Annotated in this window: 13 protein-coding genes; 2 read left to right on the plus strand and 11 right to left on the minus strand. The window is 76.0% G+C overall.

What is annotated here, in order from left to right; all coding sequences use genetic code 11:
• Positions 1 to 11: 11 nt before the first annotated feature.
• The 8 genes from amrb99_RS04940 to amrb99_RS49855 form a co-directional block, all read right to left on the minus strand.
• Entirely contained in the window at positions 12 to 1,385 is a 1,374-nt protein-coding gene (locus amrb99_RS04940) for an MFS transporter (RefSeq protein WP_190852756.1), read from the minus strand.
• Positions 1,382 to 1,741: a Rieske 2Fe-2S domain-containing protein gene (locus amrb99_RS04945; protein WP_190852760.1), complete on the minus strand. Its 360-nt coding sequence runs from the start codon at positions 1,739 to 1,741 to the stop codon at positions 1,382 to 1,384. Before amrb99_RS04945 ends, amrb99_RS04940 begins: the two co-directional genes overlap by 4 nt.
• An 87-nt stretch (positions 1,742 to 1,828) precedes the next feature.
• Positions 1,829 to 3,046, minus strand: coding sequence for an FAD-dependent oxidoreductase (locus amrb99_RS04950; protein ID WP_190852763.1), 1,218 nt, complete (start codon positions 3,044 to 3,046; stop codon positions 1,829 to 1,831).
• Positions 3,043 to 3,402: a Rieske 2Fe-2S domain-containing protein gene (locus amrb99_RS04955; RefSeq protein WP_190852765.1), complete on the minus strand. Its 360-nt coding sequence runs from the start codon at positions 3,400 to 3,402 to the stop codon at positions 3,043 to 3,045. Before amrb99_RS04955 ends, amrb99_RS04950 begins: the two co-directional genes overlap by 4 nt.
• Positions 3,403 to 3,467: 65 nt before the next feature.
• Positions 3,468 to 4,181 (minus strand): iron-containing redox enzyme family protein, encoded by a 714-nt coding sequence (locus tag amrb99_RS04960; protein ID WP_190852768.1) that lies wholly within the window; start codon positions 4,179 to 4,181, stop codon positions 3,468 to 3,470.
• 50 nt (positions 4,182 to 4,231) lie between these two features.
• Positions 4,232 to 5,671, minus strand: a complete 1,440-nt coding sequence (locus amrb99_RS04965) for an aldehyde dehydrogenase family protein (protein ID WP_347256538.1) — start codon at positions 5,669 to 5,671, stop codon at positions 4,232 to 4,234.
• On the minus strand, positions 5,668 to 6,135 hold the full coding sequence (locus amrb99_RS49850) for a RidA family protein (protein WP_190852770.1): 468 nt from the start codon (positions 6,133 to 6,135) through the stop codon (positions 5,668 to 5,670). Before amrb99_RS49850 ends, amrb99_RS04965 begins: the two co-directional genes overlap by 4 nt.
• Before the next feature lie 10 nt (positions 6,136 to 6,145).
• Positions 6,146 to 7,774, minus strand: a complete 1,629-nt coding sequence (locus amrb99_RS49855; RefSeq protein ID WP_206699786.1) for a gamma-glutamyltransferase — start codon at positions 7,772 to 7,774, stop codon at positions 6,146 to 6,148.
• Positions 7,775 to 8,083: 309 nt separating this feature from the next.
• Between amrb99_RS49855 and amrb99_RS04980 the strand changes: the two genes are divergently transcribed.
• Together amrb99_RS04980 and amrb99_RS04985 are read left to right on the plus strand one after the other, a co-directional pair.
• Positions 8,084 to 9,721 carry a hypothetical protein gene (locus amrb99_RS04980; RefSeq protein WP_241755234.1) on the plus strand — a complete coding sequence of 546 codons (1,638 nt, stop codon included), beginning with the start codon at positions 8,084 to 8,086 and terminating at the stop codon, positions 9,719 to 9,721.
• Positions 9,722 to 9,766: 45 nt separating this feature from the next.
• Entirely contained in the window at positions 9,767 to 10,510 is a 744-nt protein-coding gene (locus amrb99_RS04985; RefSeq protein WP_190852774.1) for a YoaK family protein, read from the plus strand.
• Positions 10,511 to 10,676: 166 nt separating this feature from the next.
• On the opposite strand, the gene amrb99_RS04990 is transcribed toward amrb99_RS04985, so the two are convergent.
• From amrb99_RS04990 to amrb99_RS50615, 3 genes are read right to left on the minus strand one after another with little or no spacing between them, the layout of a single operon-like run.
• A complete protein-coding gene (locus amrb99_RS04990) occupies positions 10,677 to 10,940 on the minus strand; it encodes an MGMT family protein (RefSeq protein WP_347256539.1) in 264 nt (87 codons plus the stop codon).
• Positions 10,850 to 12,175: a S8 family serine peptidase gene (locus amrb99_RS50610; protein WP_347256540.1), complete on the minus strand. Its 1,326-nt coding sequence runs from the start codon at positions 12,173 to 12,175 to the stop codon at positions 10,850 to 10,852. Before amrb99_RS50610 ends, amrb99_RS04990 begins: the two co-directional genes overlap by 91 nt.
• The gene (locus amrb99_RS50615; RefSeq protein WP_241755235.1) at positions 12,169 to 12,939 is read right to left on the minus strand and encodes a hypothetical protein; all 771 of its coding nucleotides are present in this window, start codon (positions 12,937 to 12,939) and stop codon (positions 12,169 to 12,171) included. Before amrb99_RS50615 ends, amrb99_RS50610 begins: the two co-directional genes overlap by 7 nt.
• Positions 12,940 to 13,104 lie beyond the last annotated feature (165 nt).

The raw sequence follows: 13,104 nt of genomic DNA on the forward strand, positions 1-13,104 counted from the left end.
CTCGCCGCAGGTCAGCGGAGGGGGTCGGGGCCCAGGTGGGAGGCCAGGAGGCCCAGCGCGGCCGTCGCGGCGCTGACGGTGAAGACGAGGCCGAACGCGGGGGCCTGGTCGAGGACGGCGCCGACCCACGCGGCGCCGACCGCCGAGCCGCCGAAGCGCAGCAGGTTGAACAGGCCGAGGCCGGCGCCGATCCGCCCGGCGTCCGAGCGGGTGGCGCCGGTCGCGGCGGGGGTCTGGACGAACGCGACGCCGGCCCCGGTCAGCGCGAGGGCGGCGAGCAGCGGCGGGATCCCCCAGGACCAGGCGAGCACGGCGGCGACGAGCGCCTGCCCGGCGATGAGGACGGCGAGCCCGCCGCGCAGCACCGTCCGGGCGCCGAGCCGCTCCATCAGCAGGCCGGTGACGGGCCCGAGCAGCGACATCGCCAGCGGCAGGCTCAACAGATAGGCGCCCGCGACGAGGGTGGCGGTGTGCCGCTGCGTGGTCAGGTAGACGGGGACGGCGAGCAGCGTCGCGCCGAGGCAGAACATCTGCGCGAGGACGCTGAGGCACGACCGCAGGTAGCGGGTCTCGATCAGCAGGCGCGGCGGCAGGAACGCGTCGGGCCGCCCGCGCGAGGACGCGACGTAGCCGCCGGCGGCGAGCAGCCCGGCGAGGGCGCCGCACCACACGACGGGAGAGGCGGCGCCGAGGCTCGCGGCGGCGGACGTGGCGCCGAGGCCGAACGCGGCGGCGAGGGTGAGCAGCGCGGCGCCGCGCCAGTCGAGCGGGACGGCCCGCGCGCGCCCCGGCGGCACGTACCGGACCGCGAGGCCGGCGGCGGCCAGGCACACCGGCACGACCGGCCAGAACACCGCGTGCCACCCGAACCAGGTGGCGAGGCCGCCGCCGAGCGCCGGTCCGGCGGCCTGCCCGACGCCGTTCGCGGCGGCCCACAGGCCGAGGGCGCGGCCGCGCCGGTCCCCGTCGAACCGGGCGGCGATCAGCGCCATGACCGCGGGCAGCATCGCGGCGGTCGCGACGCCCTGCACGGCGCGCATCGCGACCAGCAGCGGCAGCGTCCCGGCGAGCCCGGCGCCCGCCGACGCGACCGCCAGCACGACCATGGCCGCGACGAACACCCGGCGCGGGCCGATCCGGTCGCCGAGCCACCCCGACACGGGCAGCAGCACCGCGAACGTCAGCGTGAACGCGACGACGACCAGGGTCCCGGCGGAGATCGGGGCGCGCAGGTCCCGCAGGATCAGCGTCAGCGGGACGTTGACGATGGTGTTCGCCACGGTCCCGGTGAACGTGCCGAGCAGCAGCGGGACGAGCGCCGCCCACGATCCGCGCCCCGCCCGGTGGCCGTCCCGGGCGCCGTGCCCCCGGTCGACCGCGGTCATCCGCGGGCGAGCTTGCGGCGGCGCGGGCCGCCGTTCGCGGCGTCCTCGGCCGGGACGTGCACGAGGATCTGCCCGTCCTCCTCCTTCACCGGGTACACCCGGATCGCCTTGGTCGCCGGGGGCGTGATCGGCTCGCCGGTGGCGAAGTCGAACACGCTGCCGTGGCAGGAGCACAGCAGGCCGTCCTCGGTGGCGCGGCCGGACGACAGCAGGCAGTCCAGGTGGGTGCAGTAGTTGGACATGGCGTGCACCTCGCCGTCCCAGCGGGCGACGGCCACCTCGGCCTCGCCCACGAAGAAGCGGCGGACGACGCCCTCGGGCACCTGGCCCGAGCGGGCCACGGGCTGGTATTCCATCGGTCGCTCCTCAGGGTGCGTCGGGTCGGGCCGGCGGGGTCTCGCCGGGCCGGTCGGCGGGATGCCGCCGGGGTCTCGCCAGGGGGTCTAGAGGGTGTCGAAGATCTCGGTGAGGTCGGCGTCCTCGTCGCGCAGGACGTCCGGGTCGGGGGCGGCGCCGGCGCCGATGAGCTGCCGCGCCACGGCGAGGTCGCCGCCGCGGTCGACGCCGAACGCGCCGCGCAGCACGCCGCCGGCGAGGTAGAAGGCGACGAAGTCGAAGTCCTCGACGCGGCCGCGGACGACGATCCGGTCGGCGCCGTCGCAGTGCCCGGCGTGCTGGAGGTTGCGGCCGAACTGGTCGGACCAGAACCACGGCGGCGCGGTGTGCGCGGACGTCCCGCCGAGGATGTTCTTCGCGGCGGCCATGCCCTGCGCGTTGGCGTTGTCGAAGTGCTCGGCGCGGACGCGGCGCCCCAGCTCGGGCCGCCACTGCAGCGCGACGTCGCCGGCCGCGTAGACGCCGTCGACGGACGTCCGGCAGTACTCGTCGACCGGGATGCCGCCCGCGGTCTCGATGCCCGCGCCGGTGACGGCCTCGACGTTCGGCACCATGCCGGCGCCGACGACGACCACGTCCGCCTCCAGCGACGCGCCGCCGCTGGTCGTGACGACCGCGCCCGACGCGGTCTCGGTGTAGCCCTCGACCTTCTCCCCGGTGCGCAGGTCGACGCCGCTGGTGCGCAGCAGCGCGGCCATGACGTCGCCCATCAGGTCGCCGAGGACGTGCGCGAGCGGCCGTCCCGCCTGCTCGACCAGCGTGACCCGCGCGCCGAGGTCGATCGCGGTGGACGCGACCTCGCAGCCGACGAACCCGGCGCCGATCACCACGACCCGCGCGCCCGGCCGCAGCTCGGCGCGCAGCCGGTCGGCGTCCTCGATGGTGCGCAGGTACCGGACCCGGTCGCCCTCGATCCCGGGCAGCCGGCGCGGCCGCCCGCCGGTCGCGATCAGCAGCGCGCCGGCCCGCAGCGACGAGCCGTCCGCGAGCTCCAGGCTCCGCTCGGCGGGCCGGATCGCGGTCGCCGCGGCGCCGAGCCGCAGCTCGACGCCGTTGGACTCGCACCAGTCGGGGGTGAGCAGGTACAGCTCGTCGCGGCCGTCCTCGCCCGCCAGGTACTCCTTCGACAGCGGCGGCCGCTGGTACGGGACGTGCGGTTCGGCGCCGACCAGGACCACGCGGCCCTCGAAGCCGCGGCGGCGCAGCGTGCGGGCGGCGACGGCGGCGGTCTGCCCCGCCCCGGCCACCACGACCGACTCGATCATTGCGCGCCCTCCTTCACGGGCTGCTCGGTCAGGACGCGCGGGCGCGGGTCCACGTAGACGGCGTCGCCGGCGATCCGCACGGCGTGGCTCGGCTGGCACTCGTCCCGGTCCTCGACGCGTCCGGTCGCCGGGTCGATCAGCCACTGGTGGCCGGGGCAGATCACCCGCCCGTTCAGCACGGTCCCCTTCGACAGGGACCGCTGCTTGTGGACGCACACGTCGTCCAGCGCGTAGACGTCGTCGCCGACCAGGAACAGCGCGACCGGCCGCCCGGCCACGGTCACGCCGAGCCGCCTGCGCTTGCGCAGCTGCGCCAGCGACGCCGCCTCCACCCACTCCTCGGGCTGCTCGTCCACGTGCTCCTCCTCGCGTGTGGTGCGGCGACGGGGCCGCCGGGCCCCGCCGCCGGGTCGGGATCGGATCAGGCGCCGACGAGGTCGGGCTTGACGTAGGTGTCGTAGAGGCCCTGCGTGTAGGAGAAGCGCATCTCCGCGCCCCACCGGCAGAGCTTCAGGCAGCGCTGCTGGAGCGCCGGCGTGTCCGCGTGGTCCAGGACGATCTGGTAGCCGCGCTCGCCGTGCACCACGTCGGAGGTGATGTGCAGGTCGAAGAACTCGATCTCGTCCTCGGTGAACCCGTACACCTCGCGCAGCGGCACGATCTGCTTCTTGTAGATGCCCGGCACCTGCGACTCCAGGCCGACCACGAGGGCGGCGGTGGCGACCACGAAGTGCTCGCGCATCGCGACCGCGTAGCACCAGGCCTGGAGGCCGCGGGTGATGGCATTCATGTTGTCGGGGTTCTCGACCCGCTCCCGGGTGGTGCCGCACGCCTCGGCGAACCGGATCAGCAGGTCGGTGTGGCGGATGTCTGCGAGCTCCTCCTCGTACATGTTCTGCAGGGTGAAGTCCTTGGCGCCGGTGAACTCGTCGGGCGTGTTGCCGTAGACGTAGCCGAGGTAGTCGGCGAACGGCCCGACGTAGTGGTAGTGGTTCTCCGCCCAGCGGGCGAAGTGCTCCCGCTTCAGCTCACCGTTGGCCCACGCCTGGCTGAACGAGGCGTTCTTCGCCTCGCGTCCCTTGATGGCGTTCTCCAGCGCGGCGCGGAACTCTTCCTTGGACAGCAGCTCTGCCATTTCCTTGCTCCCTTCCGGTGGTGCGGCGAATCCTGTTTCAGGGGGTCTTCTCAGGGGGTGATGTAGACGCTCTTCTCGCGCAGGTAGAAGAGCATCATCGAGGGGCCGGCCTGCTCCTTGAACGTCTGCGTGCTGGAGTCCTTCAGGCCGCCGAACGGGACGGTCATCGCCATTCCGGACGTCGGCTGGTTCACCTTCACCAGGCCGCTGTCGGAGCGCCGCGCGAACTCCAGCGCCCGGTCCAGGTCGCGGGTGACGATCCCGGCGGACAGCCCGTAGTCGGTGCCGTTCGCCAGCGCGACCGCCTCGTCCAGGCCGGACGCCCGCTGGAACCCGAGCACCGGCCCGAAGATCTCCTCGCGGGTGATCCGCATGTCCGGGGCGAGGCCGGCGAAGACGGCGGGGGCGACGAAGTAGCCGTCGCCGGGCAGGCGCCGCCCGCCGGTGACGAGCTTGGCGCCCTCCTCCTCGCCGATCCGGACGTAGTCGAGGAACTTCTCCAGCTGGAAGTCGGCGGCGAGCGGGCCCATCTGGACGCCGTCGTCCAGGCCGTTCCCGACGACCCGGGCCTCGGCGGCGCGCGCGACCCGGTCGAGCAGCTCGTCGTGGACGGCGTCGTGCGCGATGACCCGGCTGGTGCCGGTGCACGCCTGGCCGGACAGCCCGAACGCGCCCTTGAGGATGATCTGCGCGGCGCGGTCCAGGTCCGCGTCGTCCATGACGACGACCGGGTTCTTGCCGCCCATCTCCAGCTGCGCGCGGCGCGCGGGCCCGACCGCCGCGTGGACGGCCCGTCCCGCGCGGGTGGAGCCGGTGAACGTGACCGCGCCGACCCGCTCGTCGGCGGCGACGGCCGCGCCGGCCTCGGCGCCGCCGTGCACCAGCGCGATCGCCTTGGCGGGCAGGCCGCCCGCGAGCAGCGCCTCGACGAGCCGCTGCGCGAGCAGCGGCGTCACCGGCGACGGCTTGAACACCACCGCGTTCCCCGCCGCCAGCGCGGGACCGAGCTTGCGGGACGGGATGTTCAGCGGGAAGTTCCACGGCGTGATGGCGCCGACCACCCCGACGGGCTCGCGCCGCGTGTAGACGAGGCCGCCGTCCGCAGACGGGTAGCTCTCCCCCGCGATCCGGTGGGCCTCGGCGGCGTAGAAGCGCAGGTTCCGGGGCGTCCGGGAGACCTCCATGGCGGCCTCGGCGCGGGTCTTGCCCTCCTCGCGGACCAGCTCGCGGACGAGGCCGTCCGCCCGGTCCTCCAGCCACCGCGCTGCCGCCTCCAGGACGTCGGCGCGCTTCTCGGCGGCCGTCGCGCCCCATTCCGCGGCGCCTTCGACGGCGCCCGCGACGGCCTTTTCCACGTCCGCCGCCGACGATTCGGGGAACTCGCCGACGACGTCGCCGAGGTCGGCGGGATCGTGCCGCCGGAACGTCACTCCCGACGCCGCGGGAACCCATTCCCCGCCGATGAGATTCAGGCCATTGTGCACGGTCACTCGTCCTCCACGTTCGGTGCGGCGATCGCGGTCAGCTCGACTTCCACCGGGGCGCCGCCGGGCAGCGCGCGGACGCCGATCGCGCTGCGCGCGGGGCGCCCGAGCCCGAGGCCGTCCAGGACCTCGGAGGCCCCGTCGGCGACGGCGGACAGGTCGGTGAACCCGTCGGCGCAGGCCACGTACACGGTCATCCGGAGCCAGCGCCGGACCTGGCCGGCGTGCCCGGCGGACAGCGCGGCGACGGCGTTGCGGGCGGCGAGCGCGGCGGCGCCGCGGGCCTGCGCGACGTCGAGGTCCCGCCCGGCGAGCCCGGTCACGACCAGCCGGCCGTCCTCGCGCGGGGTCATCCCGGCGCTGGTGAGCAGGACGTCGCCCGCGCGCAGCGGTTCGGCGACGGCGGTGACATAGGCGCCCTGCGGACGCGGCGCCGGGCTCGGCGCGGGCACCGGGCTTGCTTCAGACACCGGGCTTGCTTCAGACACCGAGGGCCACCCCGTCCTGGCGCGGGTCGGAGGCGCCGAGGAGCGCGCCGCCGGCGACGGAGACGATCTGGGCGCTGCCGCCGGCGTCCCACGCGTCCTGGACGGCGACGTCGTGCCCGGACGCGCGGAGCGCCTCGATGCGCGCGCCGCCGAGCCGCGACTCGACGCGCAGTTCCGGCGGGCGTCCGATGACGTCGGCGTCGCTGCCGGGGTGGACGGTGAAGCGGGGCGCGGCGACGGCCGTCGCAGGGTCGTGGCCGTGGTCGAGCAGGTGCGAGAGCAGCTGGGCGTTCCACTGGACCTGGCCGTCGCCGCCCGGGGTGTTGCCGACGTGCAGGAGGCGGCCCGCGGCGTCGGTGACGAGCCAGGCGTTCAGGGTGTGCAGCGGGCGCCGCCGCGGCCGGACCTCGTTCGGGTGGCCGTCGATGAGGTAGGCGCCGCGCCCGAGCCGGTTGTTCAGCACGATCCCGGTGCCGGGGACGGTCATCCGGGCGCCGAAGGTGAAGGCGAGCGAGTGGATGAGGCTGACCGCGCGGCCCTCGGCGTCCACCGCGACCATCGACGTGGTGTCGCCGCCGGCGGGGACGGGCGAGGCGAGGGCGGCGGGCAGGTCGCCGCCGTCGAGGCGGGCGCGGGCGGCGGCGATCGCGTCGGCGGCGATCAGCCCGCGCCAGTGGTCGTTGTCGGAGCCGCACCCGGCGAAGCGGTCGGCGAACGCGAGCCGGGCGGCGGACGCCATCCGGTGCACGGCCTCGGCGGACAGCCACGGCAGCTCCGACAGCACGCCGTCGCAGAGGCCGGCCTGCTGCGCCACCATCCAGCCGGGCGTCGGCGGCGTCGTGAGGTGGACGGTCGCGCCCTGGTACGTGCAGGTCAGCGGCGTCTCGGCGGCGGAGCGCCCGCTCGCCATCCACTCGTAGCCGGAGAACGGGGCGCCGCCCGCGACGAGCGCGTCCACGCACCGCTCGGCGAGCCCGCCCGCGTACAGGTCGGCGGGGTCGGCTGCGAGGCGGCGCAGGGTCGCGGCGAGCTCGCGCTGGTGGAGCGGCTCGCCGGCGGACGGGACGCGCCCGCCCGGCAGGAACGTCCCGGCGGTGCCGGCGTCGCGGGCGAGGGCGTCGCGGCGCTCGACGATGTCGGCGCGGGTCTTCAGCGTGCAGGGCAGGCCGTTCTCGGCGGCGTCGATCGCGGGCGCCCACAGCTCGGGCAGGCCGCGGGACGCGGAGTCGGCGTGCAGGGCGGCGAGCGCCGCGACCGCGCCGGGGGCGGCGACGGCGAGCGGGCCCTCCAGGGGGACGGCGGTGAGGCCGCGGTCGCGGTAGAAGGCGGGGTCGCCGCCGTCCGGGCCGAAGCCGCTGCCGTTGAACGCGGCGACCGACCCGTCGGGGCGGCGCAGCAGCGCGAACGCGTCGCCGCCGACGCCGCACTGGCCGGGCAGCGCGAGCCAGGACAGCGCGGCCATGGCGAGCGCCGCGTCCACCGCGTTGCCGCCCTCGGCGAGGACCCGCGCGCCGGCCAGGCTGACCGCCGGGTGGCTGGAGGCGACCATGCCGCCGGACGCGACGGCGGGGCCGCGGCCGGGGTGCCCGAAGCCCGCCGGCGTTGCGTTCTGTGCTGACATGCCGACCAGTCTCGGCGGGCCGCGAACCACCCCGATACGGGCCGAATGCCGAAGATCAGCACCCTTCCTTGGGCACCCTGCACAGTCAAAACAGGCACTGCTGAATGCTTGCGAACGAGTCCGACATCGTGCACAAAATGACTGCCTGTGCCGTGTGCACGTTCCTCATTGCTCACCGGGGAGGGATCGAGCAGATTCTCTGCAACCGTTGCGCCGATCGCCTCGCAGATGGCGCCGACAGGAGGTGGCGCGCCCGTGGGAGCCGCTCACTGGGTCTATCTTTCCGGAATCGTCCTCATCATCGCCGTCATGATCGCGCGGAAGAACGTCGTGATCCCGGCCATCGCGGCCACGTTCCTGACGGCCTGGACGTTCACCGGCAGCTTCGTCAAGGGACTGGAGTCCATCTTCAATGCCAGCCTGACCTCTGCCTCCGAGCTCTTCAACATCTTCCTCATCATCGCGCTGGTCACCGCGCTGCTCGGCGCGCTGCGCGCGCTCGGCGCCGACCGCCGCATGGTCGAGCCGTTCCGGCTGGTCATGCGGTCCGGGCACTCGGCGTTCTGGGTGCTGGCCTTCGTCACCTACGCGATCAGCCTGTTCTTCTGGCCGACGCCCGCGGTGCCGCTGATGGGCGCGATCCTGCTGCCCGCCGCGATCGCCGCCGGGCTGCCGCCGATCGCCGCCGCGCTCGCCATCGCCGTCGCCGGGCAGGGCATGGCCCTGTCCAGCGACTACGTCATCCAGGTCGCGCCCGGCCTGTCGGCCAAGGCCGCCAACGTCGGCACCGACGCCGTCGCGGGCAAGGCCATGGTGCTGTCGCTGATCACCGGCGGCGTCGCGCTGCTCCTCGGCTACCTGATGACCCGCTCGCAGTACCGCAAGCCGGACGCGCTGCTCCTCGAACGCTGGGAGGCCGGCGAGACGGAGGCCGCCGCGCCGGCGACGCGCCGCTCGCTCATCCCCGGCCTGCCGCTGCGCCGCCGCGTCCTCCAGCCCGCGCCCGCCGCCGCCACCGTCGAGGGGGACGGTGCCGTCACCGTCCTCGACCACGGGCCCGGCGCGGGCGCCGACGCCGGGTCGGGGGACGGGTCCGTCACCGTCCCGGCGCAGCGCGCCGGCGGCTCGTCCGGCAACGGATCCGGCGGCCCGGGGCGTTCGGGCGGCGAGCCGCGCGACGCGATGGCCGCCGCCGCGCTCCGGTCGCTGAACGGCGGGGACCTGCCCGGCGACGACTGCCCGAAGCGGTCCAAGGCGTTCGCGGCGATCATCCCGCTCGCGCTCGTCGGGCTCGTCGGCTACATGCTGCTGGGCAAGTTCACCGACGCGGTCCCCGAGGTCGTCGGCGGCGACGCCGCCGCCCTGGTCGGCGGCGTCACCGTCGCGCTGCTGCTCGCCGCCGCCGTCGCCCGCGACGCCGGCAACGCGCTGCAGGCCTGCGCCGACCACATCGTGGACGGGCTCGTCTTCGCCGTCCGCGCGATGGGGGTCGTCATCCCGATCGCCGGGTTCTTCTTCATCGGCAACGCCGACTTCGCCGGCAAGATCATGAGCCTCGGCGACGGCGCGAAGGCGCCCGGCTTCCTGTTCGAGTCCGTCACCCACCTGGAGGGCGCCATCCCCGACAGCCGCTACGTCGTGGGCTTCGGCGTCCTGATCATCGGCATGATCACCGGGCTGGACGGATCGGGCTTCGCGGGGCTGCCGCTCACCGGCTCCCTCGCCGGCACGCTCGGCCCGACGTCCGGCGTCGACCCGGCGCTGCTCGCCGCGATCGGCCAGATGGGCTGCGTATGGTCCGGCGGCGGCGTGCTGATCGCCTGGTCGTCGCTGCTGGCGGTCGCCGGGTTCGCCCGCGTGCCGGTGATGGAACTCGTCCGGAGATCGTTCGTGCCGGTCGTGGTGGGGCTCGTGGTCGCCACCGTGGCCGGATTGATCATCTACTGACGCGCCCGCCCGCGCGACGTCCCTCCCCCTCGTGTAAGGAGCAAGGTGAGCACCTCGTCCGACCTGTCCACGGCCGCCGCGTCCGGTACCCCGGACGCGGCGGCCCCGGGCCGGCCCGCCCTCTCCCCCGTCCGGCTGCGCGGCGTGCTGCTGGTGCTGCTCACGTTCGGCGCCGGGGCGACCGACATCGTCGGCTTCCTCGGCATGGAGAAGGTCTTCACCGCCAACATGACCGGCAACATCGTGCTGTTCGGCCTCGCGGCGGGCGAGGCGCACGGCGTCGACCTGGCCCGCTGCGGGATCGCCACGCTGGCGTTCACGCTCGGCCTGTACGCCGGGTTCCGCGTCGCCGGGCGCACCGACCCCGAGCACGTGTGGCCGGCCCGCGTCACGGGCGTCCTGTGCGTCGTCCTCGCCCTGCAGACGGTGTTCCTCGCCGGATGGGCGCTCGCCGGCGCCGAACCGCACGGCACCGGGCTGCTCGCGCTGATCGCGCTGTCGTCCACCGCGATGGGCGCGCAGACGGCGGCCGCGCGCAGCATGGCCGCCGACGGCGTCACCACCACGTTCGTCACCGGCACGCTCACCTCGATCATGGGCGGGCTGACCGCCGGGCGGACCGCCGCGGCGGGGCTGCGGACGTCGGTGATCCTCGCGCTCGCCGCGGGCGCGGCGGTCGCCGGGGCGCTGATGGCGCACGCGCCGATCGTCGCGGCGGCGGTCAGCCCCGCCGTGCTGCTGGTCGTGGTGCTGGCGGCCCGCCGCCTCCACCCCGCCGGCGCCTCCTGACGGACCCGCACCGCACCTGACCCGCGGGTCCTGACGGGCCCGCGGGTCAAAGCACCCTCGCGAATCACGCGCGGTCTCGGGTCACGCGCGGTCTTGGGTCATGCTCGGCCTCGGATCACGCTCGGCCTCGGATCACGCTCGGCCTCGGGTCACGCGCGCCCGCCGGTCAGGGGCGGCCGTCCCAGCGGGCGCGGGCCATGTCGACGCGGCGGCCGTCCGGACGCAGCGGGGTGCCCTCGGCCCGGTAGTGCTCGTGCGCCTCGACCTCGTTGCAGCTCGGCGGGCGGCCGTCCGCGCGGATCACCCGCCACCACGGCACCCCGCCGCCGAACAGCGACATCACCCGTCCGACCTGCCGCGGCCCGCCCCGCCCCACCATCTCGGCGATGTCCCCGTACGCGAGGACGCGGCCCGGCGGGATGCGGTCCACCGTGTCCAGGACCGCCTCGGCGTACTCGTCAGGTTCCGACCACATGCGACGATTCTCCAGCCCTCGTCACGCGACCGCCACCCGGCCGCCACCAGCCCCGCCAGGCACAGCGCGCAGACGGCGACGCAGGTGACCACGAGCGCGACCGACCGGTGGACGACCTGGACGGGCCGGACGTCCCCGGCCGCGAACCGGCGCCCGGCGGGCAGCCCCGCGCCGCCCGTGCGGGCGCCCGCGAGCGCGTCGGACGCGGTCAGCGCGGCGAGCGCGTCGACCCGGCCGAAGCCGACGCCGGGGTCGTAGCCGCCGGCCGGGCGGTGCCGGGCGCTCGCCGCGACCGCCTGCGCGACCAGCGCCGGCGCAAGCCCCGGATGCCGCGACCTGACCAGCGCCGCGACGCCCGACACGAACGCGGTCGCGGGGCTCGTGCCGTCGCCGATCCAGTACCGGTCACCGGGCCCCGCACCGACGATCTGGACGCCGGGCGCCGACACGCTGACGGCCGAGTTGCGGTTGGAGAAGTTCGCGTGCCGGCCCCGCGCGTCCACGGCCGCGACCGAGATGACGCCGGGGAACGACGCCGGATAGGAGTAGCGGGCGTGGCCGCCGCGCCTGGCGGTCCGGTCGGCGCCGCCGTTGCCGGCCGCCGCGACCACCACGACGTTCCGGCCGATCGCGTAGGCGACGGCGGCGCGCTCCCGCTCGGTCGGGTACGAGCGGCCGAGCGACAGGTTGATCACGTCGGCGCCGTGGTCGACGGCGTACCGGACGCCGTCCGCGATCGTCCCCGCGTAGCGGCGGTTCCCGGTGAACGCCGCGAAGCCCGGCTCGTCCCGTTCCAGGATCACCCGCAGCGACAGCAGCCGGGCCTGCGGCGCCACCCCGACCACGCCGAGGCCGCCGCCCGGTCCGTGCCCGTGACCGGCGATGAGGGACGCCATGTTGGTGCCGTGCAGCCGCTTCGGCGGGACGCCGCGCGGCGACGCGCCCTCGGTGTAGTCGGGGCCGGTCGTCACCGAGCCCGCGAGGTCGGGCTGCTCCGGGTCCACGCCCGAGTCCAGGACCGCGACGGTGGTGCCCGCGCCGCGCGCCAGCGCCCACGCCTCCGGGACGTCCAGCGACTCCAGCACCGCCGTCACCGCGTCCCGCACCTGGTCGGCGTGCGCGGTGCCCGGGACCAGCGGCGGGACGGCGAGGGCGGCCGCGGCCAGCGCCGCGCTCAGCCGCCTCAGCACGACCACTCCGGGGTGCCGCAGCGGACGCGGGCGGGCGCGGTGAGGGGGCGCAGCACCCCGCCGGCCAGCTGCGGCGCCAGCTCGGCGAGGTCGGGCAGGTCCCGCGCGGCGCGCAGGGTCGGCCGCCCGTCGGCGTACCCGACGGTGGCGGCGACGACGTACGGGCCGCGCTGCGCGGCCGCGGCCGCCTGCCGGGCCGCGTCGGCGAACCGCGCCGCGACCGTGCCGGGGAACGGCAGCGCCCGCAGGCCCGGCGACGGCGCGCCCGCCGGGAACCAGGCGACCGCGCCGTGCGCCGACGCGGTGTCCGGGAACGCGGCGACCCCGACCGTCACCGCGAGGCCCTGCGCCTGGTCGAGGTAGGTGGCGCGGAGCACCGCCAGGCAGCCGCGCGCGGCCAGCGTTCCGGACAGCCCCGGGTCCACGGCGGTGCCGCAGCGGGTGTCGGTGCCGATCCCGACGCGCCGCGCCGTCTCCGCGGAGCCCTCGTCGAGCGTGTAGCGCAGCCCGGCCGGGAAGATCCGTCCGGCGGGCCAGGCGCGGTACCGCCGGGCGATCTCGGTGGCGACGGCGGCGGACCGCTCGGCGGCCGTCGGGCCGCGCGCCACCTCGCCCGCCAGCCGGACGCCCGCGACGGCGAGCACGGCCGCGCATCCCGCCGCGACCAGCAGCGGCGCCGCCGCGCGGGGCGGCCGCGGGCCGGACGGCGCGGCCGGGGCCTCGTCCGGTTCGGTGTCCGGGGCTGGGATCTCCGCGCGCGCCACGGGCGGAGCGTAACCGACCAGCCCCCGGGCGGCGCCGGATGACCGGCCGGTCAGTCGATCATTCGCCCGAAGGTTCCTCCGGCGCGCCGAACGAGGGCCGCCCGCCCGGGTCCGGCGGCGCGAACGCGGGCGGCGCACCGCCCGGCGCGTCCGCCAGATCGGAAG

This window comes from Actinomadura sp. RB99 (assembly GCF_014706005.1).
Classification (GTDB): Bacteria; Actinomycetota; Actinomycetes; order Streptosporangiales; family Streptosporangiaceae; genus Spirillospora.

Excerpts from the sequence above, each read along its gene's own strand:
- amrb99_RS04940 (WP_190852756.1), bottom strand. The coding sequence starts at position 1,385 with ATGACCGCGGTCGACCGGGGGCACGGCGCCCGGGACGGCCACCGGGCG.
- amrb99_RS04945 (WP_190852760.1), bottom strand. The coding sequence starts at position 1,741 with ATGGAATACCAGCCCGTGGCCCGCTCGGGCCAGGTGCCCGAGGGCGTC.
- amrb99_RS04950 (WP_190852763.1), bottom strand. The coding sequence starts at position 3,046 with ATGATCGAGTCGGTCGTGGTGGCCGGGGCGGGGCAGACCGCCGCCGTC.
- amrb99_RS04960 (WP_190852768.1), bottom strand. The coding sequence starts at position 4,181 with ATGGCAGAGCTGCTGTCCAAGGAAGAGTTCCGCGCCGCGCTGGAGAAC.
- amrb99_RS49855 (WP_206699786.1), bottom strand. The coding sequence starts at position 7,774 with ATGTCAGCACAGAACGCAACGCCGGCGGGCTTCGGGCACCCCGGCCGC.
- amrb99_RS04980 (WP_241755234.1), top strand. The coding sequence starts at position 8,084 with ATGATCGCGCGGAAGAACGTCGTGATCCCGGCCATCGCGGCCACGTTC.